The sequence below is a fragment of the Corynebacterium sp. genome (assembly GCF_052107835.1).
GTDB lineage: Bacteria > Actinomycetota > Actinomycetes > Mycobacteriales > Mycobacteriaceae > Corynebacterium.
Map to the genome: position 1 here is coordinate 21555 of NZ_JBQEDF010000022.1, position 22514 is coordinate 44068.

Below are 22514 nucleotides of genomic sequence, written 5' to 3' on the forward strand. Positions count from 1 at the left end.
GTTCGATTATCCGTTCGACCGTGTCCGTGCCGTGCCGTACGATGGCCCGGGTAGTTGGATTGAGAACTCATAGAAGGAGTCCCGGGTGGCTGAGATCCTGACCGTGCGCGGTGCGCGGGAGCACAACCTCCAGGGTGTGGACATTGACCTGCCCCGCGACCGGATGATCGTATTCACCGGTTTGTCGGGTTCGGGAAAGTCCTCCCTGGCGTTCGACACGATCTTCGCCGAGGGGCAGCGGCGTTACGTGGAGTCCCTGTCGTCCTATGCCCGGCAGTTCCTGGGGCAGATGGACAAGCCGGACGTGGAGTTGATCGAGGGGCTGTCCCCGGCGGTCTCGATCGACCAGAAGTCCACCAACCGTAACCCGCGGTCGACGGTCGGCACGATCACAGAGATCCACGATTACCTCCGTCTCCTGTTCGCCCGCACAGGTACCGCCCACTGCCCGGAGTGCGGGGAACCGATCGAACGCCAGACCCCGCAGCAGATCGTCGACCAGGTGATGGAGGTCGAGCAGGGCGTCAAGTTCCAGGTCCTGGCACCGGTGGTGCGCACCCGCAAGGGTGAGTTCGTGGATCTGTTCGAGGACCTCGCCTCCGAGGGCTACTCACGTGTGCTGGTGGACGGGGAGACCCACCGCCTGTCGGACCCGCCGACCCTGGAGAAGCAGGTCAAGCACAACATCGACGTCATCGTCGACCGGTTGCAGGTCAAGCCGGCGCAGAAGCAGCGCCTGACGGACTCGGTGGAGACTGCCCTGCGTCTGGCCGACGGCCGTGTGGTCATCGACTTCGTCGGGCTGGACGAGAAGGATCCGGGGCGCTACCGGCGTTTCTCCGAGAACATGGCCTGCCCCAACGGTCACCCCCTGGCCATCGACGAGCTGGAACCCCGCAGTTTCTCCTTCAACAGTCCCTACGGCGCCTGCCCGGTCTGTGACGGACTGGGCACCCGCCTGGAGGTGGACGAGCAGCTGGTCATTCCCGATGATGACGCCCCGCTGATCTCCGCGATCGCCCCCTGGGCGTCGAGCCCCAACCACCGGTACTTCGACAAACTCGTCGCCGCCCTGGCGGACAACCTCGGGATCGATCCGAGGACCGCCTGGTCGGAGCTGACGAAGAAGGAGCGTAAGGCGGTTCTCCACGGGCACCCCGAGGAGATCACGGTGCGCTACCGCAACCGTTACGGCCGGTCGCGCCAGTACTCGGCACCCTTCGAGGGTGTGATGCCCTACCTGCACCGCAAGATCGACCAGGCGGAGAGCGAGCACCAGAAGGAGCGGTTCCTCGGCTACATGCGCGAGGTCCCCTGCGCCGCCTGCGAGGGCACGCGCCTGCGTCCCGAGATCCGCATGGTCACCATCAGTTCGCAGCTGGGCGAGAAGTCCATCGCCGACGTCTCCGAGCTGAGCATCGAGGACGCCAGGGACTTCCTTGACCGGCTGACGCTGGGTCGCCGCGACGAGATGATCGCCGGGCGCGTCCTCAAGGAGATCCAGGCCCGGTTGCGCTTCCTGCTGGATGTGGGGCTGAACTACCTCAACCTCTCCCGTGCCGCGGCAACGCTGTCCGGCGGCGAGGCCCAGCGCATCCGGCTGGCCACGCAGATCGGTTCCGGTCTGGCCGGGGTGCTCTACGTGCTGGACGAGCCGTCCATCGGACTGCACCAGCGAGACAACAAGCGGCTGATCTCCACACTGAAGCACCTGCGGGACATCGGCAACACCCTGATCGTCGTCGAGCACGACGAGGAGACCATCCGCACCTCGGACTGGCTCGTGGACATCGGACCACGCGCCGGCGAGTTCGGCGGCCGGATCGTCTACGAGGGCGGCCCCGCCGGGATCGTCGACGCCGAGGAGTCCCTGACCGGCCAGTACCTGTCCGGACGCAAGGTGCTCGCCGTGCCGGACAAAAGGCGCGAGCCCGACACTGACCGTGTCATCACCGTCCACGGGGCAACGGAGAACAACCTGAAGGACGTCACCGTCGACTTCCCGCTGGGAGTGTTGACCTGCGTGACCGGCGTCTCCGGCTCCGGAAAGTCCAGCCTGGTCAACGGGATCCTCGCCCAGGTACTGGCCAACGAGCTCAATGGAGCCCGCCAGGTGCCCGGGCACCACCGCAAGGTGTCCGGACTCGATCAGCTCGACAAGCTCGTGCGTGTCGACCAGAGCCCCATCGGCCGCACCCCGCGGTCGAATCCGGCGACGTACACCGGGGTGTTCGACAAGATCCGCACCCTGTTCGCCGAGACCACCGAGGCGAAGGTGCGCGGCTACAAGGCCGGCCGGTTCAGCTTCAACGTCAAGGGTGGCCGGTGCGAGGCCTGCCGCGGCGACGGCACCCTGAAGATCGAGATGAATTTCCTGCCGGACGTCTACGTCCCGTGCGAGGTCTGTGAGGGTGCCCGCTACAACCGGGAGACCCTCGAGGTCCACTACAAGGGGAAGACCATCTCCGAGGTCCTCGACATGCCGATCGCGGAGGCCGCCGAGTTCTTCGCCCCGATCACCTCCATCGCGCGGTACCTGGACACCCTCGTCGACGTGGGTCTCGGCTACCTGCGCCTCGGCCAGGCGGCGACCACCCTCTCCGGTGGCGAGGCGCAGCGTGTGAAACTGGCCAGCGAACTGCAGAAGCGGTCGAACGGCAGGACGGTGTACATCCTGGACGAGCCGACCACCGGTCTGCACTTCGAGGACATCCGCAAGCTCATGCTCGTGATCCAGGGGCTGGTGGATAAGGGCAACACCGTGATGATCATCGAGCACAACCTCGACGTCATCAAGGCCGCCGACTGGGTCATCGACATGGGCCCCGAGGGTGGTTCCGGCGGAGGCACCGTCGTCGCCGAGGGAACACCGGAGCAGGTGGCGACCGTGGAGGGCTCCCACACCGGGGCGTACCTGGCGGACATGCTCTAGTCGTCCTGCCCCGGGCCCTGCCCTGCGGGTGTGCGGTCGCGCAGCACCGCCGACGCCAGCAGAATGACCCCGCAGATCACGAAGGCCGCGACCTGGATCAGGCCGGACAGGGCGGAGAGGTCGTAGAACACCAGCTTCGCCGATGCCAGGCCGGCGATTCCGAGGCCCACCATGCCCGTCCCGCGCAGCAGGGCAGCCACCCCCAGGCCCATCCACAGCACCGACATGACCAGGTGCCCCACCATGAAACCGGTGCCGGAGCCGCTGATGGACAGGCACACCAGGGGAATGGCGGAAGTCACCACGATGAGCAGCCCAGCACGCAGGGCGGTGGTGACCTGCGGGGTAGCCCCGAGACCGTTGGCCCTCCAGAGCAGTAGGCCGCCGGGAACGGCAACAGCCACCAGCGGCGGCCACATGGCCAGCGGCGAGACGTCGTAGTCGAGCAACCAGGCAGGGACCAGGCGTGGCAGGCAGTACAGGGCGGCGACGCCGGAGACCGACCACACCAGGGGCACCGGCAGCCGGTCTCCGATCAGGACAACGCCAGCGGCCAGTGCGACCAGCCCGAGCATCCACCACAGGGCCCCGGTGGAGTACGGGTCGTCCTGGCGGACCATGAAGACAAGCACCACACCCGCTGTCCCGCAGTACACGGCGGCACGCAGTGAATCGACGGGGGACCCGGGGGCGGCGGCTACGGCGGCGGGGCGCAGGCTGGTCCCGCTGCCCACGGACCAGAGGGCCGGAAGTGCGGCGGTGCCCGCCGCGATGGCCAGCGCAGCCACGGTCACTGCCCAGTCGTTCCAGTGCTTCTCCCCGCTGCCGAGCAACAGCAGTACCGGAACCACACTGACAGGGATCCACCGTGCCAGGCCCGCGGTGCCGGTGTTCTGCGGAGGGGGACTGAAGGTCAACCATGCGGACACGGTGATGCCCGCCGCGGCCCCTGCCGTCAGGAGAGCGAGGTTCCCGTCCCCGGCAAGGAGGATGGCGGCGACCGCGAACGACGCCCCGGCGCAGACCGCAGCGACATTCCAGTTCCGCCGCCACGTCCCGGCGATTCCCACGAGAGCGAGGACCAGCAACGAGGCGGACTCGAAGGGGGCCGAGTCGGAGACGTCGAGCACGTGGAGGACGGTGGGGGTGATGACGGCGGCACCGGCCACGATGAGGGTCGCAGCGAGCGCCTGTCTCCGCCATGCCCAGGCCACGCCGATGCCACCGACGGACACCAGTGCGCCCACCGCGACCCCCGGTGCGGAACCGAGCCAGTCCAGGCCGAACACCATCACCCAGATATCCGTGTGGAGTCCCAGGATGCCCGCAGTCAACAGTGCCGGGGCGGTGTGGCCGGCTGGTGACCGTCGGTGCATCACGAACGACGCACCGATCAGCAGGACACACAGCGCGGTCGCCCCCGATACCGCGGAGGCCGGTCCCAGCCAGCCGCGGCTGAAGGCCTGCACGGCGAGGAAGACCAGGCCGATGACGGTGATCACCGCTCCGAGGATGGAGACGGCCAGGGTGACCCGGTCCCGCTCGGAGCGCCGGGGACGTGCGGGAGGCGCGGGAGGTACAGGAGACTGTGGCTGCTGTGGGTGTCCGGTGGTGGGCCAGTGTTCCGGACGCGGCCGGGGTGGTCGGGGATCAGCGTCCGCCGGAGCCGGGATCGGTGGGGGTCCGTACCGGTGTTCCAGCCTGTCGAGCGCCTCGAGTACGGTCCGGGTCATCCGCTGCTGGGCATGGGAGGCCTGGAGCACTGTTTCCCGGATCTCGCGCAGTTCACTGAGCTCGGCGGGATGGTGGGCAGGGTCGTGCGGTGTCCCCCCAGGGGCACGATGGTTGTTCATCATGTAAAAGTAGCAGTCGGGAACCTGTGGGGGTAGGGTATCGGCGGAAGTCGGCCACCCGACGGATTTTGCGACGTGGGCGTAGGCTGTTAGTGTTGTGCGCACTACCGCCTGTCATCGATGGCAGGCTGCAAGTGGAGTCACTCCCACCTGAGACCGCCCCCGCGGTTGGGCTCGGGTCATCCGGACCGTTCACTGGTCTCCCGCCCTGCGGCGGGTTTCCTTGTGTGGGCGTCCGACGCATGGCGCCCCCGGTGCCATGGGGGGAATCACCTGCAGTGCGCGGTACACAGTTTCCACCACTGCTACGTCAGGAGTTCTCATTAGCGCTCAAGCTCGCATCAACGACCGGATTCGCGTACCCGAGGTCCGGCTCGTCGGCCCGGGTGGCGAACAGGTCGGTATCGTCCGCATCGACGATGCACGCAAGCTGGCCTATGACGCCGACCTCGACCTCGTCGAGGTTGCACCGAACGCGAAGCCGCCCGTGTGCAAGATCATGGACTACGGCAAGTTCAAGTACGAACAGGACCAGAAGGCCCGCGAATCCCGCAAGAACCAGCAGCAGACCGTGGTCAAGGAGCAGAAGTTCCGCCCGAAGATCAGCGACAACGACTACGAGACGAAGAAGTCCAACGTGGTCCGGTTCCTGGAGAAGGGTTCCAAGGTCAAGGTGACCATCATGTTCCGTGGTCGGGAGCAGTCCCGTCCGGAGCTGGGTTTCCGCCTGCTGGAGCGTCTGGCCGGAGATGTGAGTGAGTACGGCGTTGTTGAGACCCGCGCAAAGCAGGACGGTCGCAATATGACGATGGTGCTCGGCCCGGTCCGCAAGGGCAAGAAGTAGCCGGACCGCAGAGGTTCCGGTTCACCGCACCCATCCACGACAGAAGAAGGATCCACGATGAAGCAGAAGACCCACAAGGGCACCGCCAAGCGCATCAAGGTCACCGGCTCCGGCAAGCTCCGCCGCGAGCAGGCGAACCGCCGCCACCTCCTGGAGGGCAAGCCCTCCAAGCGCACCCGTCGTCTCAAGGGCACCGAAGATGTCGCCCCCGCCGACGTCAAGCGCGTGAAGCGTCTGCTGGGCAAGGCCTAACAGCCTTTCCCAATCTCGACTCGATTTACGTTTTACCTAGAAGATCAAGAAGATAAGGACGTCCCACAATGGCACGTGTCAAGCGCTCAGTGAACGCGAAGAAGAAGCGCCGCGAAATCCTCAACGAGGCGAAGGGCTACCGCGGCCAGCGCTCCCGTCTGTACCGCAAGGCCAAGGAGCAGACCCTCCACTCGAAGACCTACGCCTTCCGCGACCGTCGCGCACGCAAGGGTGAGTTCCGTAAGCTGTGGATCCAGCGCATCAACGCTGCCGCACGCGCGAACGACATCACCTACAACCGTCTGATCCAGGGCCTGCACCTCGCCGGCATCGAGGTCGACCGCAAGAACCTGGCCGAGCTGGCCGTGTCCGACCCGCAGGCGTTCACCGCCCTGGTCGAGGCCGCCAAGGCCGCGCTGCCCGAGGACGTCAACGCCCCGGCCGCGCAGTAGGACCTGCTTCACGTAGGAGCGGTGGTGCCCCACGCATCGCGAATCAACCGCCGTCCACCTCCCATGGTGGGCGGCGGTTCGCGCGTCTCCGGCCTCGTCAACCGGCGCTGCCACTCCAGGGCGGGAATCCGGGATAGCGCCGTCCCACGGTGCCGGTCACGGGCACAGGGGAGTGACGTGCCCGGCGGTCGCGATAGGATGGCGACCATGACTTCCGACCTGCCGTCCCCCCATTCACCCCTCGCCGCCGACTGGCGGACCTGGATGGGGGACGAGCCGTTCACCGAACGCACCCCGCGCATCGTCAACTCCGCGAAACTGCACCGTGCCGCGGCACGCCGCAAGGCCGGACGCTTCCTCGCCGAGGGGTCCAACGCTGTCGGCTCCGCTCTGCGGTCCGGCAGCGTGGTCGAGGTGTACCTCACCGAGGACGCGCTGGAGTCCTTCGGCCGCGACCTTGATGCCCTGACCGGGGAGGATGACCGGGGCACCCGGGTTCACCTGATCACCGACAAGGCCGCGAACCAACTCAGTGAATCGGTCACCACCACAGGTCTGTTCGCCCTGTGCGACGATCAACTCTCCGATCTCGACCGCGCCGTCACCGGCAACCTGGTCGCCGTCCCCGTCGAGACCTCGGAGCCCGGAAACGCTGGCGCACTGGTCCGCGTCGCCGACGCGACGGGAGCGGCCGGGGTCGTGTTCGCCGGCGCCTCCGTCGACCCACAGGGCGGCAAGGCGGTCCGGGCCTCCGCCGGCTCCCTGTTCCATCTCCCGGTCGCCCGCCACGCCAGTGTCCCTGAGGTCGTCGATCACCTCCACGACCAGGGGTTCGTCGTCCTCGCCACGGCCGGTGACGGGGACGTGACACTGGACGAGGCAGCGTCCCCCCAGGAGGACCAGCCGCCGCTGCTGCAGCAGCGGGTCGCGTGGCTGTTCGGTAACGAGGCGCACGGCCTCGGCGACTGGCAGGATCTGGCGGACATCAGGGTCTCCATCCCGATGCGGGGCAGGGCGGAGAGCCTGAACCTGGTCACCGCCGCCGCCATCTGCCTCTACGAGACGGCCCGGATCGCCACCAGGTGACCGGACGTTGGTATTATCATCAGTCGACTCCTAATGGGATCACCCGGGACATTTTTGAGGCGAGAGACACGTGCGGGAAGCGAGAGGTGCGCTAGGTGGCTGACGACATCGACATGAGTGAGGCCGGACTCGAGGCGGCGGCGACCGCCGCCGAGCAGGATTTCGGGCAGGCCACCGACCTTGACGGTCTCGCGGAGCTGCGGCGCGCGCACCTGGGCGATGACGCCCCGGTCCCGGCCGCCCGCCGTAACCTCGGTTCCCTGCCGAAGGACCAGCGCAAGGACGCGGGCCGTCTGGTCAACCAGGCCCGCGGCCGCATCGAGAAGGCCTTCGCCACCGCGAAAACCGTTCTCGAGGAGAAGCGCAATGCCGAGGTCCTCGCCGCGGAGCGCATCGACGTCACGGTCCCGACCGCCCGTGGACAGCGCGGTGCCCAGCACCCGATCACCATCCTGTCGGAGCAGATCGCCGACATCTTCGTCGGCATGGGCTGGGGGATCGCCGACGGCCCGGAGGTCGAGGCGGAGTTCTTCAACTTCGATTCGCTGAATTTCCTGCCGGACCACCCCGCACGTACTCTGCAGGACACCTTCCACATCGGCCCGGAAGGCTCCAGGCAGGTGCTCCGCACCCACACCTCACCGGTGCAGATGCGCACCATGCTGTCCCGGGACGTCCCGATCTACATCGCCTGCCCGGGCCGCGTGTTCCGCACGGACGAACTGGACGCCACCCACACCCCGGTGTTCCACCAGATCGAGGGCCTCGCCGTGGACAAGGGCATCACCATGGCGCACCTCAAGGGCACCCTTGACCACCTGGCCAGGACCCTGTTCGGGGAGGACGCGGTGACCCGCATCCGCCCGAACTTCTTCCCCTTCACCGAGCCCTCCGCCGAGGTCGACGTCTGGTTCCCGAACAAGAAGGGCGGCGCCGGCTGGATCGAGTGGGGAGGCTGCGGCATGGTCAACCCGAAGGTCCTGACCGCCGCCGGCGTCGACCCGGAGGTCTACTCCGGCTTCGCGTTCGGCATGGGCATCGAACGCACCCTGCAGTTCCGGAACGGCCTGCCCGACATGCGTGACATGGTGGAGGGCGACGTCCGCTTCACCGAACCCTTCGGCATCCGGGGCTAGAACCCCCAGACCCCGGCCGCGCCACTGATCGTCGTACACACCTAGAGGAACCGAGCACCGACAATGCTGATCTCACAGTCCTGGCTGACCCGCCTTCTCCGGACGTCCACCGCACCGTTCTCCGTTTCCGCAGAGGAGTTGGACGCCGGCTTCGTCCGGGTCGGCTTCGAGACCGAGGGCTACGAGCACATCGAGGAGACGACCGGCCCGCTGGTCTTCGGCCGGGTGGAGCACATCGAGGAGCTCGAGGGCTTCAAGAAGCCGATCCGCTACTGCACGGTCAACGTCGGGCAGGCGAACGGGACCGGGGAGCCGCAGTACATCATCTGCGGTGCGAGGAACTTCCGTGAGGACGACACCGTCGTCGTCTCACTGCCTGGCGCGGTCCTGCCCGGTGGCTTCGCGATCAGCGCGCGGGAGACCTACGGGAAGACCTCCGAGGGCATGATCTGCTCGGCCGCCGAGCTCGGCCTGTCGTCCGCGCAGACCGCCGGCATCATCGCACTGCGCGGTGCCGAGGCCGCGGACGAGCGGGTCGTCGTCGGCGGGGACGCCCGTGACTTCCTGGGCCTCGACGACACCGTCTTCGACGTGAACATCACCCCGGACCGCGGTTACGCCCTGTCCGCCCGTGGTCTGGCCCGGGAACTCGCCAGCTCCTTCGACCTGGGCTTCCGCGACCCGGCGTCCGACCCCGCGGCAGCCGCCCTGCCGACCGACCTGCTCGCCGGACTGCCCAACGGCGGTGAGCGCGGGGACCTGCCGGCGGTCACCGTCGACGAGGGAACGAAGTGCGCCCGTTTCGGCATCCGCAAGGTGACCGGCATCGACGCCTCCGCCGAGTCCCCGTACTGGCTGCAGCGCGAACTGCTGCTGTGCGGCCAGCGTCCGGTGAACGCGGCGACGGATGTCACGAACTACATCATGTTCCTGCTCGGGCAGCCGATGCACGCCTTCGACGCTGACCGGATCACCGGCGACCTGCACGTCCATCTCGCTCCCGAGGGGAAGACGATCACCACGCTCGACGGTGTGGAGCGCACCCTGTCGGGGGAGGACGTGGTCATCTCCGACGGAACCGGACTCCAGTCGATGGCCGGTGTGATGGGGGGATCGACCTCCGAGATCTCCGCAGACACCACCAGCGTGTACTTCGAGGCCGCGTTCTTCGACCAGATCACCGTGGCCCGGACCTCCCGGCGTCACCGGCTGTCGTCAGAGTCGTCCCGCCGTTTCGAGCGGGGTACCGATCCGGCGGTCATCGAATCCGCCCTGGACTTCGCCGTTGCCCTGCTGACGCGCATCGCCGGTGGTGAGGTCGCCCCCGGCATCAGCCTGGTCGGCGACGTCCCCGCCATGGCGGTCATCGACATGCACACCTCCCGCCCGGGCAAGACCGCCGGAATGATCTACCCGACCGGCACCACCGTCTCCCGGCTGACCGAGGTCGGCTGCAAGGTCCGGGAGACGGGGGAGCGCGACGCCAACGGCGCGAAGGCCATCGAGGTCACTCCGCCGACGTGGCGTCCCGACCTGACCATGCCCGCCGAGCTGGTGGAGGAGGTCCTGCGTCTGGAGGGCCTGGACAAGATCCCGTCGGTCGTCCCCACCGCCCCCTCAGGCCGGGGTCTGAGCCCGCGCCAGCGCATGCGCCGCTCGGTCGGCCACGCCCTGGCGTGGAACGGCTACGTGGAGGTGCTGCCCAGCCCGTTCATCCCGAACGACGTCTTCGACGTCTGGGGCCTGGACGCCGACGACCCCCGGCGTTCCGGGGTACCGGTCCTGAACCCGCTGGAGAGCGACGTGGCCACGATCGGCACGACCCTGCTGCCGTCGATGATCGACTCGCTGCGCCGCAACATCACCCGTGGGCAGGTCGATGCCGCGCTGTACGGCGTGGAGCAGGTGACCCTGCCCACCGACCTGTCCGGCACGTCGCCGATGCCGTCGGTGGCGGCACGCCCGTCGGACGACGAGATCCGTGAACTGCTGGACTCGCTGCCGGAGCAGCCGCTGCATGCCGCGGTGATCGCCGCCGGCAACCGCACGCTGCAGGGTACCTGGGGAGACGCGGTGGCTTTCGAGGCCGCCGATGTCTTCGAGGCTGCACAGGTCATCGCCCGGGCCGCCGGAGTCGAGGTCACCCTGCGCAATGCGGAGTACCTTCCGTGGCACCCGGGGCGCTGCGCCGAGATCCTGGTGGAGGTTGACGGCAGTCAGGTCGTGGTCGGCCACGCCGGCGAGCTGCACCCGCAGGTCTGCGAGCGCGCCGACCTGCCGAAGCGGACCGTGGCACTGGAGATCAACCTGGACGGGTTGCCGCTGGAGGAGTCCTTCCCCCGCCCGGTGCTGTCCCCGTTCCCCGCGGTCCACCAGGACGTGGCCGTGGTCGTGGACGAGACCACCCCGGCCGCCGACGTGGAGGCCGCGCTGGTCTCGGGCGCCGGTGACCTGCTGGAGGAGATCCGCCTGTTCGACATCTACCGCTCCGGATCGTTGGGGGAGGACAAGCGCTCGCTGACCTACACCCTGCGTTTCCGGGCCCCGGACCGGACGCTGACCGAGGACGAGGCGTCCGAGGCCCGGGAAGGTGCCGTGTCCGCCGCTGCCGAGAAGGTCGGCGCCGTCCTGCGCGGGTAGGGCGACCTTCTCGTGTGCATAAAACACGAGAACATGCATAACTTGCGTACTGAGGGGGATGCAGGCATACTGGCACGATGATCTCGATCGCAGTCGCAGGAGCCAGCGGATACGCAGGCGGGGAAGCCCTCCGCCTTCTCCTCAACCACCCCGGGTACGGCCGGGACTTCCGGATCGGTGCGCTCACCGGCGCATCCAACGCCGGGCAGCGCTTCGGGGACCTCGTCCCCGGGATGCCGCAACTCGCCGACCGCACCGTCGAGGAGACCACGGAGGACGTCCTGGCGTCCCACGACGTGGCCTTCCTCGCGCTCCCGCACGGGGTGTCGTCTTCGCTGGACCTCGGCGACACCGTCGTGCTGGACTGCGGTGCCGACCGCAGGCTCTCCGACAAGGCGGACTGGGACACCTACTACGGCGGTGACTACCCCGGCAGCTGGCCCTACGGCATCCCCGAACTTCCCGGCAACCGGGACATCATCAGGGACGCCACCGGTGTCGCCGTCCCCGGCTGCTTCCCGACCGGCGCGACCCTCGCCCTGCTGCCCGCGATGCAGGCCGGGCTGATGAACCCCCGGGTCTCCGTCGTGTCCGTCACCGGCGTGACCGGCGCGGGCAAGAAACCCGCCGTCGCGCTGCTCGGAGGCGAGACCATGGGCAACCTGCGCGCCTACAAGGTCGGCAGCCACCGCCACACCCCGGAGATCGCCCAGAACATCCGGCGCGTCCTGCCGGAGGGGACGGACGCCGGCGTGACCGCCGCCGAGACACACGTGACCTTCACCCCTGTCCTCGCACCGTTGACCCGTGGCATCCTGACCACGGTCACCGCCGAAGCGTGGGGGAGCGCCACGCCCGCGGAGGTCCGCCGGGCCTACGAGGACTTCTGCGCGGACGAGCCCTTCCTCCACCTTCTTCCGGAGGGGACCCAGCCCGAGGTGAAGAGTGTCGTGGGAACGAACATGGCACACATCCAGGTCGAGGTCGTCGACGGCACCATCGTGGCGACCAGCGCGATCGACAACCTCACCAAGGGCACGGCCGGGGCAGCCGTCCAGTGCCTCAACATCATCCAGGGCTGGGAGGAGACCGCCGGTCTCCCGATGGCGGGACTGTAGGAGATACACAGAGAATGACCGACATCACCGACACCGGCGTCACCGCAGCCTCCGGGTTCCGGGCCGCCGCCACCACCGCCGGCATCAAGCCGTCCGGGAACCCCGACATGGCCCTGGTCGTCAACGACGGCCCCGAGTTCACCGCAGCGGCGGTGTTCACCCGCAACCGGGTCGTCGCCTCCCCGGTGAAACTGACCCGCGCCAACAACAACGGCACCTTCCACGCCGTCATCCTCAACGCCGGCAACGCCAACGCCTGCAACGGTGCCCAGGGTGACAAGGACGCCTCGGCCACCGCCGCCACCGTCGCCGCGGACCTCGGGGTCGACCCCGACGAGGTTGCCGTGTGCTCCACCGGCCTGATCGGCGACACCCTGCCGATGGAGAAGATCTTCGCCGGGATCGATTCACTGACCGCCGACATCCGTTCGGACGAGGCGGTCACCGCCGCCGCAGGGTCAGCCGCGGCCGAGGCCATCATGACCACCGACCTGGTCAGCAAGCAGGCCGTCCACCACGGCGACGGCTGGACCCTCGGTGGCATGGGCAAGGGCGTGGGCATGATGGCACCGTCGCTGGCCACGATGCTCATCGTGCTGACCACCGATGCGCACGTCGGGGACCCCGCCCCCGCACTCAAGGCATCCAGCGAGGTGACCTTCGACTGCATCGACATCGACGGCTCCACGTCCACCAACGACACCGTGCTCCTGATGGCCAACGGGGCGTCCGGCGTCACCCCGTCGGAGGAGGAGTTCAGCGAGGCCGTGCACGCGGTCTGCCTGGACCTGGCCAAGCAGTTGCAGGCGGACGCGGAGGGCGTCACCAAGCGCGTCTCCATCACCGTGTCCGGGGCCGCGACGGACGCTGAGGCCAAGACCGCCGCACGTGTGCTCGGGCGCGACAACCTCTTCAAGTGCGCCATGTTCGGCTCTGACCCGAACTGGGGCCGCACCCTGGCGGCCGTCGGCATGGCCCCGGTGGACATGGACGCAGACCGCATCTCGGTCAGCTTCAACGGACACCCGGTCTGCGTCAACGCCACCGGCGCCCCCGGGGCCCGCGACGTGGACCTCTCGGGCGCCGACATCGACGTCCTCGTCGACCTGGGCACCGGGAAGGACGGCCACGCCACCGTGTGGACCACCGACCTGTCCCACGACTACGTCCACATCAACTCCGCCTACAGCTCCTAGGACCGTCATGACAGAACCAGACCCCGAGGCCACCGAGAAGCTCGTCTACCGCGGCGACGAGGTCTTCGACCCGGCCACCCGCGCGAACATCCTCGCCGAGGCCCTGCCCTGGCTGCTGCACTACCGCGACAAGATCGTGGTCGTGAAGTACGGCGGCAACGCCATGATCGACGAGGACCTCAAGCGCGCCTTCGCCGCCGACATGGCCTTCCTGCGCACCGTCGGCGCCCACCCGATCGTGGTGCACGGCGGCGGCCCGCAGATCACCGACATGCTGGACAAGGTCAACCTGCCCGGCGAGTTCGTCGGCGGACTGCGTGTGACCACCCCGGAGACCATGGAGTACGTGCGCATGGTGCTCTTCGGCAAGGTCGGACGCGAGCTGGTCGGGCTGATCAACCAGCACGGACCCTTCGCCGTGGGCACCTCCGGGGAGGACGCCGGCCTGTTCACCGCCGTGAAGAAGAACGCGGTCGTCGACGGTGTCGAGGTCGACCTGGGACGGGTCGGCGATATCGCCCAAGTCAACGCCAGCGTCCTGATGGACCTCATCGACGCCGGGCGCATCCCCGTCGTCGCGCCCTTCGCCCCGGACGAGGACGGACACGTCTACAACGTCAACGCCGACACCGCCGCCGGGGCCCTCGCCGCTGCCGTCGGTGCGGAGCGACTGGTCGTCCTGACCAATGTGGAGGGGCTGTACACCGACTGGCCGAACAAGGATTCGCTGGTCTCCCGGATCGCCCCGGACGAGCTGGAGCGAATCCTGCCCGACCTGGATTCCGGGATGATCCCGAAGATGGAGGCCTGCCTGACCGCGGTGCGCACCGGCGTGTCCGCCGCGCACGTCATCGACGGCCGGCAGCGCCACTCCGTGATCCTGGAACTGATGACCGAAGGCGGCATCGGAACGATGCTCGCCCCCGAAGACTGGGAGTCGCCGAATGCCTGACACCGCGCAGCACCCGAACTGGAAGCGGAACTGGGAATCCGCCGTGATGCCGACCTACGGCACACCGGCGATCGAGATCGTCTCGGGGCGCGGCTCGCGCGTCACCGACGCCGACGGCCGTGAGTACATCGACCTGCTCGCCGGCATCGCCGTCACTGCGCTCGGCCATGCCCACCCCGCCATCGTGGACGCGGTGACCCGGCAGATCTCCACCCTGGGCCACACCTCGAACATCTTCGCCCACCCGCAGGTCATTGAACTGGCGGGCAAGATCCAGGAGCTCATCGCCCCCGGCGCCCAGGTGTTCTTCTCGAACTCCGGGGCGGAAGCCAACGAAGCCGCGTTCAAGATCGCCCGTCTGACCGGCCGCAGCCGCATCCTCGCCGCCGAGCACGGTTTCCACGGCAGGACGATGGGCTCACTCGCGATGACCGGCCAGCCGGACAAGCGCGCCCCCTTCGAACCGATGCCCGCCGGGGTGGAGTTCTACCCCTACGGCGACATCGGTGCCCTGCGCAGCCTCGTCGAGAACGGCGGCGGGGGAGCCGCGGACACCGCCGCGATCATCCTGGAACCGATCCAGGGCGAGACCGGTGTGGTCCCCGCCCCCGACGGCTTCCTCGCCGAGGTCCGTGACCTGTGCGACGAGCACGGCGTCCTGATGATCGTCGACGAGGTCCAGGCCGGGATGGGACGCACCGGTGCCTGGTTCGGCTACCAGGCGGAGGGGATCCTCCCGGACGTCGTGACACTGGCCAAGGGGCTCGGTGGTGGCCTGCCGATCGGGGCCTGCGTGGCCGCGACCCCCGCCGCCCAGCTCATGGGCAAGGGCGGGCACGGTTCGACCTTCGGCGGCAACCCGGTGGCCTGCGCCGCCGGCAATGCCGTGGTCGACACCATCAGGTCCGAGAACCTGCTGGAGCACACCAAGCACGCCGAGGCTCTGTTCCGCGAGGAGCTGGAACCGTTGGAGGCCGTGTCGTCCATCCGCGGCCGTGGTCTCATGCTCGGTGTCGTCCTCGACGGGCCACGCCCCGGCACCGGCGACGCCGCACTGGAGGCGGGGCTGATCATCAACCAGCCAGCGGAGGACGTCCTGCGTCTCGTCCCGCCGTTGAACATCACCGACACGGACGTCCACGAGGCCGTCCGGATCCTGAAGGAGCTGCTGTCATGACCACCCGCCACTTCCTCGCCGACGACTCCGTATCCGTCGCGGAACAAGCTGAAATACTTGACCTTGGCCTGGAGATGGTGACCAATCCGATCCGTTCCAGTCTGCAGCACAAGTCGGTGGCCGTCCTGTTCGACAAGACGTCCACCCGCACCCGCTTCTCCTTCGACGTCGGCATCCACCAGCTCGGCGGACACCCGATCGTGGTGGACTCCGGCAAGTCACAGATGGGCAAGAAGGAGTCCTACCAGGACACCGGTGCGGTGCTGTCCCGCTTCGTGGACGCCGTGGTGTGGCGCACCGGCGCGCACCAGAACCTCCACGACATGGCCGAGACCGCCACCGTCCCGATCGTCAACGCACTGTGCGATGACTTCCACCCCTGCCAGATCCTGTCGGACCTGCTGACCATCAAGCAGCACAGGGGCGGGGCCGACGGCGACATCAGGGGTCTGAAGGCCGTCTACCTCGGTGACGGCGCCAACAACATGGCCAACTCCTACATGCTCGGCTTCGCCACCGCCGGGGTCGACATCACCATCGCCGCCCCGCAGGGTTTCCAGCCCGAGCAGCGCTTCATCGACCGCGCAAAGGTCCGTGCCGACGAGACCGGTGCCACGCTCACCGTCACCGACCGTCCCGACGTGACCGGTGCCGACGTGGTCATCACCGACACCTGGGTGTCGATGGGCATGGATGCCGAACGCGACACCTCCGCACTGGAACCCTTCCAGGTCACCGGGGAGCTCATGGCCACCGCGGACAAGGACGCGGTCTTCATGCACTGCCTCCCCGCCTACCGCGGTTACGAGGTGGCCGCCGACGTGATCGACGGACCGCAGTCGGTCGTCTTCGACGAGGCGGAGAACCGGCTGCACGCACAGAAGGCCCTGCTGGAATGGATCCTCTGACCCGCTCGGCCCGCCAGGACCTGATCTCCCGGCTCGTGGAGAACAGGCGGGTGATCAGCCAACGCCACCTCCAGGACCTGCTGGCGGCCGACGGCGTGGACATCACCCAGGCGACGCTCTCCAGGGATCTCGTGGACCTCGGAGCCCGCAAGGTCCGTGCGGAGGGGCAGTCGTTCTACAGCCTCGGTGGCGCCAACGCCGACATCGCGGCGGACGGCCCGGCCCGGCTGCGGCGCGTCCTCGGCGAACTCCTCGTCGGCACCGACCACTCGGGCAACACCGCCGTGCTGCGCACGCCCCCGGGCGCGGCGCAGTACCTGGCCAGCGTCATCGACCGCTCTGACCTGCCGGAGGTCGTGGCCACGCTGGCCGGGGACGACACCGTCTTCGCCCTCGCCCGGGACCCCGTCGACGGCCGTGCCCTGGCGGAGCACCTCCACGGACTCTCCGTGGCCCCACCGGCCTCACCGCTGCACGGCGGCCGGGACACACCAGATACACTCTCCTGATAGAACCCACAGAACGTGAAAGGACACCAAGGAACATGACTGACCGCGTCGTACTCGCCTACTCGGGAGGCCTGGACACCACTGTCGCCATTCCCTACCTCAAGCAGATGACCGGCGGCGAGGTCATCGCCGTGTCCATCGACCTCGGCCAGGGCGGGGAGGACATGGAGTCCGTGCGCCAGCGCGCCATCGGCGCCGGCGCGGTCGAGTCGATCGTGGTCGACGCCCGTGACGAGTTCGCCGACGAGTACTGCCTGCCGACCATCAAGGCGAACGCGATGTACATGAAGCAGTACCCGATGGTGTCGGCCATCTCGCGTCCGCTGATCGTCAAGCACCTCGTGGAGGCCGCCCAGACCCACGGCGGCACGCACGTCGCCCACGGCTGCACCGGCAAGGGCAACGACCAGGTCCGTTTCGAGGTCGGTTTCATGGACACCGACCCGTCGCTGAAGATCATCGCCCCTGCCCGCGACTTCGCCTGGACGCGCGACAAGGCCATCGCCTTCGCCGAGGAGAACGACGTCCCGATCGAGCAGTCGGCGTCCTCGCCGTTCTCCATCGACCAGAACGTCTGGGGACGTGCGGTGGAGACCGGGTTCCTCGAGGACCTGTGGAACCCGCCGACGAAGGACCTCTACGCCTACACCGAGGAGCCGTCGCTGGGGCAGGCCCCCGACGAACTCACGATCACCTTCAAGGCCGGTAGGCCGGTGGCCATCGACGGCCGCGAGGTCACCGTCCTGCAGGCGATCGAGGAGCTCAACCGCCGCGCCGGCGCGCAGGGCGTGGGACGGCTCGACATGGTCGAGGACCGCCTGATCGGCATCAAGTCCCGCGAGGTCTACGAGGCCCCGGGCGCACTGACCCTGATACGCGCCCACGAGGCGCTCGAGGACGTCACCGTCGAGCGCGAACTGGCCCGCTACAAGCGCGGCATCGACGCCGAGTGGTCCAACCAGGTCTACGACGGCCTGTGGTTCTCCCCGCTCAAGAAGTCGCTGGACGCCTTCATCGACTCCACCCAGGACCACGTCACCGGTGACATCCGCCTGGTGCTGCACAACGGGAACATCGTGGTCAACGGCCGCCGCTCCGGGGAGTCGCTCTACGACTTCAACCTGGCGACCTACGACACCGGTGACACCTTCGACCAGACCATGTCCAAGGGCTTCGTGGAACTGCACGGCCTGTCCTCGAAGATCGCCAACAAGCGCGACCGCGAGGCGCAGTAGAGACCATGGCACCCGAGAAGCACGGCACGAACGAGGGCGCCCTGTGGGGCGGCCGTTTCTCCGGCGGGCCCACCGAGGCGATGGCTGCACTGAGCAAGTCCACGCACTTCGACTGGGTACTCGCACCGTATGACGTCCTGGCGTCGACGGCGCACGCCAAGGTGCTGCACCACGCCGGTCTGCTGTCGGACGCCGACCTCGAGACCATGCTGGACGGACTGACCCGCCTGGGTGAGGACGTTGCGTCCGGTGCCTTCGGCCCGGATCCCGGCGACGAGGACGTCCACGGTGCGATGGAGCGTGGTCTGATCGACCGGGTCGGCCCGGAGGTCGGCGGACGGCTGCGTGCCGGCCGCTCGCGCAACGACCAGGTCGCGACCCTGTTCCGTATGTGGGTGCGGGACGCGGTGCGTGAGGTGACCGACGGTGTGCTCGACGTCGTTGACGCGATCGCCGTCCAGGCGACGGCCAACCCCGATGTCATCATGCCCGGCAAGACCCATTTCCAGGCGGCCCAGCCGGTGCTGCTGGCGCACCAGCTGCTGGCGCACGCCCAACCGCTGCTGCGCGATGTGCAGCGGTTCCGCGATCTGGACAAACGCCTGGCCGTCTCCCCGTACGGTTCCGGAGCGCTGGCGGGGTCCTCGCTGGCGCTGGACCCGGAGGCCATCGCCGCCGAGCTCGGGTTCGACTCGGCCGGCGACAACTCCATCGACGCCACCAGTTCCCGTGATTTCGCCTCGGAGACGTCCTTCGTCCTGGCACAGGTCGCGGTTGACCTGTCCCGGCTGGCCGAGGAGATCATCGCCTGGTCGACCCCCGAGTTCGGCTACGTCACCCTGGCCGACGAGTGGTCGACCGGGTCGTCGATCATGCCGCAGAAGAAGAACCCGGACGTCGCCGAGCTGATGCGCGGCAAGACCGGGCGCCTGATCGGCAACCACACCGGTCTGCTGGCCACGCTCAAGGCGCTGCCGCTGGCCTACAACCGGGACCTGCAGGAGGACAAGGAGCCGATCGTCGACTCGGTGTACCAGCTCCACCTGCTCCTTCCGGCGATGGCGGGTCTGGTCGGCACGCTGACCTTCCACCCGGAGCGGCTGCGTTCCCTGGCCCCGGCCGGGTTCACCCTGGCCACCGACCTCGCCGAGTGGATGGTCCGGCAGGGGGTGCCCTTCCGCGACGCGCACGAGGCCTCCGGTCAGTGCGTCCGGATCGCGGAGGGGAAGGGGGTTGACCTGGTGTCGCTCACCGACGGCGAACTCGCCGGGGTCCACCCGGCGCTGACGCCGGAGGTCCGGGAGGTTCTCACGATCGACGGCGCCGTGGCGTCCCGCGCCACCCGGGGCGGCACCGCGGGTGTCCGCGTTGCCGAGCAGCTCGGCCGCGTGCAGGACGCCGCCGCCGACGCGAGGGTATGGACAACCACGCCCCTGCGTTGATACGGTCAATGCCCATGGGCGCGATGAATGCAATCTTCAACACCTTCGGTCGGCTCCGGAACAACGGAGTCGCCGGTGGGTGTGCGCGCTAACGGGGGAAATACCACGTAAGTAGAGGCACCCGCCGCTCAGCTTGTCCAGCCGGGCGGCCGTTCTGCCGTACCCGGATAAGTTGACCCGGCGTACGCAGCCGGGCATCTTCCTGCGGAGTGTCTCCCCATGCCTACCTACAGGCCGAACAAGGGCCGTCACGAGAACGGCCAGAACTACCTCGTCAACGAGACGACGATCGGGAGGATCGTCGACCTCGTCCCCGTCAGCGCCTCGGTCCCTGTCATCGAGATCGGCCCCGGACAGGGCGCGCTGACCTTCCCCCTCCAGAAGCGCGTCCTGGGCGGTGGCGGCACATTGACCGCCGTCGAGATCGACGCGTCCACCGTCCGGTGGCTGGAGAACCGGCTCGACCGGGAGGTCCACCTGTACGAGCAGGACTTCCTCGACTTCACGTTGCCGCGGGGCCCGCACACCCTCGTGGGCAACCTGCCGTTCCACCTGACCACGGCGATGCTCCGGCACATCCTGCATTCACCCGGGTGGGAGCAGGCGGTGCTGCTGCTGCAGTGGGAGGTGGCGCGCCGCCGGGCCGGGGTCGGCGGCGCCACGATGATGACCGCGCAGTGGTGGCCGTGGGTCGAGTTCGGGCTGCACGGGCGGGTGCCGTCCACGCACTTCCGTCCCCGGCCCACGGTCGACGCGGGGATCCTGGTGATGCGTCGCCGCGGGGATCCCCTCGTGGACGTATCGGAGCGCGCGCGGTACGCGTCCTTCGTGCATGACGTGTTCACCGGTAAGGGCCGCGGCATCGCCGAGATCGTCCCCCGGGTAGTGGGACGCCGGCGCGCACGCGGGTGTTCCGACGCACTGCGTGAGGCCGGTGTCCCGGAACACGCCCTGCCGAAACAGTTGGACGCGGAGCAGTGGGCCGCGTTGTTCACCACCCTGTGCCTCCGGGGGAGGTGATATCCGGATAGACTGACACCCATGATCGATCCGCGACTCCTCGAGATCCTCGTCTGTCCCCGGGACAAGCAGCCCCTGGAGGTTGACGGGGACTATCTGGTCAACCCCCGGTTGGGCGTGGCCTATCCGGTGCAGGACGGCATCCCCGTCCTGCTGGCGGACGAAGCAATCGAGTGGTCGGAAGGACCGAAGTGAACATTATCGATGAACTGCAGTGGCGTGGGCTGATCGCCCAGTCTACGGACCTCGACGCGCTGCATGACCAGTTGGACAACCCGACAGTCGCCTACGTGGGCTTCGACCCCACGGGACCGTCCCTGCACGCCGGGCACCTGGTGCCCCTGCTGATGCTGGCACGGCTGCAGCGCGCAGGGCACACCCCGATCCTCCTCGCCGGCGGCGCGACGGGGATGATCGGCGACCCGCGGGACGTCGGCGAGCGGAGCATGCTCTCGGACGGTGAGGTCGCGGAGAACGTGACCCGGATCGAGAAGCAGCTCGCCCGGTTCGTGACCTTCGACGGGGACAATGCGGCGATCACCGCGAACAACGCCGAGTGGACCCGTGAGATGACCGTGGTCCAGTTCCTCCGGGACCTGGGCAAGAACTTCAGCCTGAACACCATGCTCTCGCGGGACACCGTCAAGCGGCGCCTGGAGAACGACGGGATGTCGTACACGGAGTTCTCCTACATGCTGCTGCAGGCCAACGACTTCGTTGAGCTGCGGGAACGGCACAACTGCCGGCTGCAGATCGGCGGGTCGGACCAGTGGGGCAACATCGTCTCCGGTGTGGACCTGAACCGGCGTGTGGTCGGCGAGACCGTGCACGGGCTGACGGTTCCCCTGGTGACCGACTCCGAGGGCCGCAAGTTCGGCAAGTCCACCGGTGGCGGGAAACTGTGGCTGGATCCGGAGATGACCAGCCCGTACAGCTGGTACCAGTACTTCCTCAATGCCGCGGACGCCGATGTGATCCGTTACCTGCGGTGGTTCACTTTCCTCGGGCAGGACGAACTGGACCGACTTGCCGTTGAGGTGGCCGAGCGTCCCTTCAAGAGGGAGGCGCAGAGGAGACTCGCCCGCGAGATGACGACCCTGGTCCACGGCGCGGACGCCGTGGACAAGGTGGAGAAAGCTGCGGAGGCCCTGTTCGGCAAGGCGGAGCTCGCCGAGCTGGACGAGCCGACGCTGGCCGGTGCGCTGTCCGAGACAGAGGTGGCGGAGGTGCCCGCGGGAACGAATGTCGTCGACCTGCTGGTCGCCACCGGCCTGGAGAAGACCAAGGGGGCCGCCCGCCGTACCGTCGGTGAAGGCGGCGCCTACGTCAACAACGAGCGTATCGGCGACATCGAGTGGGCACCGTCCCCGGAGGACCTCCTCCATGGCGGGTGGCTGGTGCTGCGCAAGGGGAAGAAGCGCTTCGCCGGTGCGAGGGTCTCCGCGTCGTAGGCGTTCACCTCCGGGGCCGGCACGACATCCACCGTTAACGTGGCGGCACCGTGCGGGGACTGGGGGAGGGGACGGTGGGGGAAATGCACAAAGCGTTACTGACCTGCAGGGTTGTGGACTGTCGGTGCGGTGTGTAGATTGATGCGAGTCAGCGAGACGCCGGGCAGGAGCCCGGGCCGAGCGACTCAGGGCGGATCCGTAATTGGATCGTTCACCAAGAGTTTGCCTTCTGGTAACACGGTGATGTAGCCTGAAATCCTGCCGCGATGAGCTTTCCGGACTGTTGGTTCGGTGGGTGTTGTTGTGTGTGC

The 22514-nt window shown here is 68.2% G+C and carries 19 protein-coding genes; 18 read left to right on the forward strand and 1 reads right to left on the reverse strand.

Features of this window, described 5'->3' with window-relative positions:
* The first annotated feature begins 85 nt into the window (after positions 1 to 85).
* Positions 86 to 2932 (forward strand): excinuclease ABC subunit UvrA, encoded by a 2847-nt coding sequence (gene uvrA / locus ACTIL2_RS07365; protein WP_442336802.1) that lies wholly within the window; start codon positions 86 to 88, stop codon positions 2930 to 2932.
* On the opposite strand, the gene ACTIL2_RS07370 is transcribed toward uvrA, so the two are convergent.
* The gene (locus ACTIL2_RS07370; RefSeq protein ID WP_442336803.1) at positions 2929 to 4788 is read right to left on the reverse strand and encodes a hypothetical protein; all 1860 of its coding nucleotides are present in this window, start codon (positions 4786 to 4788) and stop codon (positions 2929 to 2931) included. The two genes, uvrA and ACTIL2_RS07370, sit on opposite strands and share 4 nt — an antisense overlap.
* A gap of 256 nt (positions 4789 to 5044) precedes the next feature.
* Here ACTIL2_RS07370 and infC point away from each other — a divergent pair, with 256 nt between their 5' ends.
* From infC to tyrS, 17 genes are all read left to right on the forward strand, one after another.
* The gene (gene infC, locus ACTIL2_RS07375) at positions 5045 to 5629 is read left to right on the forward strand and encodes a translation initiation factor IF-3 (protein WP_442336804.1); all 585 of its coding nucleotides are present in this window, start codon (positions 5045 to 5047) and stop codon (positions 5627 to 5629) included.
* Positions 5630 to 5686: 57 nt separating this feature from the next.
* Positions 5687 to 5881 (forward strand): 50S ribosomal protein L35, encoded by a 195-nt coding sequence (gene rpmI, locus ACTIL2_RS07380; protein ID WP_075815429.1) that lies wholly within the window; start codon positions 5687 to 5689, stop codon positions 5879 to 5881.
* Between the two features lie 68 nt (positions 5882 to 5949).
* A complete protein-coding gene (gene rplT, locus ACTIL2_RS07385) occupies positions 5950 to 6333 on the forward strand; it encodes a 50S ribosomal protein L20 (protein WP_442336805.1) in 384 nt (127 codons plus the stop codon).
* Positions 6334 to 6540: 207 nt separating this feature from the next.
* Positions 6541 to 7419 (forward strand): TrmH family RNA methyltransferase, encoded by an 879-nt coding sequence (locus tag ACTIL2_RS07390; protein WP_442336806.1) that lies wholly within the window; start codon positions 6541 to 6543, stop codon positions 7417 to 7419.
* Between the two features lie 113 nt (positions 7420 to 7532).
* A complete protein-coding gene (gene pheS, locus ACTIL2_RS07395) occupies positions 7533 to 8555 on the forward strand; it encodes a phenylalanine--tRNA ligase subunit alpha (protein ID WP_442336821.1) in 1023 nt (340 codons plus the stop codon).
* A 63-nt stretch (positions 8556 to 8618) separates the two neighbouring features.
* Positions 8619 to 11195 carry a phenylalanine--tRNA ligase subunit beta gene (pheT, locus tag ACTIL2_RS07400; RefSeq protein ID WP_442336807.1) on the forward strand — a complete coding sequence of 859 codons (2577 nt, stop codon included), beginning with the start codon at positions 8619 to 8621 and terminating at the stop codon, positions 11193 to 11195.
* A gap of 77 nt (positions 11196 to 11272) precedes the next feature.
* Entirely contained in the window at positions 11273 to 12313 is a 1041-nt protein-coding gene (argC, locus tag ACTIL2_RS07405; protein ID WP_442336808.1) for an N-acetyl-gamma-glutamyl-phosphate reductase, read from the forward strand.
* Between the two features lie 14 nt (positions 12314 to 12327).
* A complete protein-coding gene (gene argJ / locus ACTIL2_RS07410; RefSeq protein ID WP_442336809.1) occupies positions 12328 to 13509 on the forward strand; it encodes a bifunctional glutamate N-acetyltransferase/amino-acid acetyltransferase ArgJ in 1182 nt (393 codons plus the stop codon).
* Positions 13510 to 13516: 7 nt separating this feature from the next.
* Entirely contained in the window at positions 13517 to 14461 is a 945-nt protein-coding gene (gene argB / locus ACTIL2_RS07415; RefSeq protein ID WP_442336810.1) for an acetylglutamate kinase, read from the forward strand.
* Positions 14454 to 15638 (forward strand): acetylornithine transaminase, encoded by a 1185-nt coding sequence (locus ACTIL2_RS07420; RefSeq protein ID WP_442336811.1) that lies wholly within the window; start codon positions 14454 to 14456, stop codon positions 15636 to 15638. The genes argB and ACTIL2_RS07420 overlap by 8 nt, the downstream gene beginning before the upstream one ends.
* Positions 15635 to 16546, forward strand: a complete 912-nt coding sequence (gene argF / locus ACTIL2_RS07425; protein ID WP_442336812.1) for an ornithine carbamoyltransferase — start codon at positions 15635 to 15637, stop codon at positions 16544 to 16546. The genes ACTIL2_RS07420 and argF overlap by 4 nt, the downstream gene beginning before the upstream one ends.
* Positions 16534 to 17055, forward strand: coding sequence for an arginine repressor (locus ACTIL2_RS07430; protein ID WP_442336813.1), 522 nt, complete (start codon positions 16534 to 16536; stop codon positions 17053 to 17055). The genes argF and ACTIL2_RS07430 overlap by 13 nt, the downstream gene beginning before the upstream one ends.
* 35 nt (positions 17056 to 17090) lie before the next feature.
* Positions 17091 to 18290, forward strand: coding sequence for an argininosuccinate synthase (locus ACTIL2_RS07435; protein ID WP_442336814.1), 1200 nt, complete (start codon positions 17091 to 17093; stop codon positions 18288 to 18290).
* Between the two features lie 5 nt (positions 18291 to 18295).
* Positions 18296 to 19732, forward strand: coding sequence for an argininosuccinate lyase (gene argH / locus ACTIL2_RS07440; protein ID WP_442336815.1), 1437 nt, complete (start codon positions 18296 to 18298; stop codon positions 19730 to 19732).
* 219 nt (positions 19733 to 19951) lie between these two features.
* A complete protein-coding gene (gene erm, locus ACTIL2_RS07445) occupies positions 19952 to 20752 on the forward strand; it encodes a 23S ribosomal RNA methyltransferase Erm (protein WP_442336816.1) in 801 nt (266 codons plus the stop codon).
* Between the two features lie 21 nt (positions 20753 to 20773).
* Complete coding sequence (locus ACTIL2_RS07450) at positions 20774 to 20947, forward strand: Trm112 family protein (RefSeq protein WP_442336817.1); 174 nt, start codon at positions 20774 to 20776, stop codon at positions 20945 to 20947.
* Positions 20944 to 22203 carry a tyrosine--tRNA ligase gene (tyrS, locus tag ACTIL2_RS07455; RefSeq protein ID WP_442336818.1) on the forward strand — a complete coding sequence of 420 codons (1260 nt, stop codon included), beginning with the start codon at positions 20944 to 20946 and terminating at the stop codon, positions 22201 to 22203. The genes ACTIL2_RS07450 and tyrS overlap by 4 nt, the downstream gene beginning before the upstream one ends.
* Positions 22204 to 22514: the final 311 nt, after the last annotated feature.

Bases quoted from the DNA above. Each gene is read 5' to 3' on its own strand.
- ACTIL2_RS07370 (WP_442336803.1), bottom strand. From the start codon at position 4,788: ATGATGAACAACCATCGTGCCCCTGGGGGGACACCGCACGACCCTGCC.
- infC (WP_442336804.1), top strand. From the start codon at position 5,045: ATGGGGGGAATCACCTGCAGTGCGCGGTACACAGTTTCCACCACTGCT.
- rpmI (WP_075815429.1), top strand. From the start codon at position 5,687: ATGAAGCAGAAGACCCACAAGGGCACCGCCAAGCGCATCAAGGTCACC.
- rplT (WP_442336805.1), top strand. From the start codon at position 5,950: ATGGCACGTGTCAAGCGCTCAGTGAACGCGAAGAAGAAGCGCCGCGAA.
- ACTIL2_RS07390 (WP_442336806.1), top strand. From the start codon at position 6,541: ATGACTTCCGACCTGCCGTCCCCCCATTCACCCCTCGCCGCCGACTGG.
- pheS (WP_442336821.1), top strand. From the start codon at position 7,533: ATGAGTGAGGCCGGACTCGAGGCGGCGGCGACCGCCGCCGAGCAGGAT.
- pheT (WP_442336807.1), top strand. From the start codon at position 8,619: ATGCTGATCTCACAGTCCTGGCTGACCCGCCTTCTCCGGACGTCCACC.
- argC (WP_442336808.1), top strand. From the start codon at position 11,273: ATGATCTCGATCGCAGTCGCAGGAGCCAGCGGATACGCAGGCGGGGAA.
- argJ (WP_442336809.1), top strand. From the start codon at position 12,328: ATGACCGACATCACCGACACCGGCGTCACCGCAGCCTCCGGGTTCCGG.
- argB (WP_442336810.1), top strand. From the start codon at position 13,517: ATGACAGAACCAGACCCCGAGGCCACCGAGAAGCTCGTCTACCGCGGC.
- ACTIL2_RS07420 (WP_442336811.1), top strand. From the start codon at position 14,454: ATGCCTGACACCGCGCAGCACCCGAACTGGAAGCGGAACTGGGAATCC.
- argF (WP_442336812.1), top strand. From the start codon at position 15,635: ATGACCACCCGCCACTTCCTCGCCGACGACTCCGTATCCGTCGCGGAA.
- ACTIL2_RS07430 (WP_442336813.1), top strand. From the start codon at position 16,534: ATGGATCCTCTGACCCGCTCGGCCCGCCAGGACCTGATCTCCCGGCTC.
- ACTIL2_RS07435 (WP_442336814.1), top strand. From the start codon at position 17,091: ATGACTGACCGCGTCGTACTCGCCTACTCGGGAGGCCTGGACACCACT.
- argH (WP_442336815.1), top strand. From the start codon at position 18,296: ATGGCACCCGAGAAGCACGGCACGAACGAGGGCGCCCTGTGGGGCGGC.
- erm (WP_442336816.1), top strand. From the start codon at position 19,952: ATGCCTACCTACAGGCCGAACAAGGGCCGTCACGAGAACGGCCAGAAC.
- ACTIL2_RS07450 (WP_442336817.1), top strand. From the start codon at position 20,774: ATGATCGATCCGCGACTCCTCGAGATCCTCGTCTGTCCCCGGGACAAG.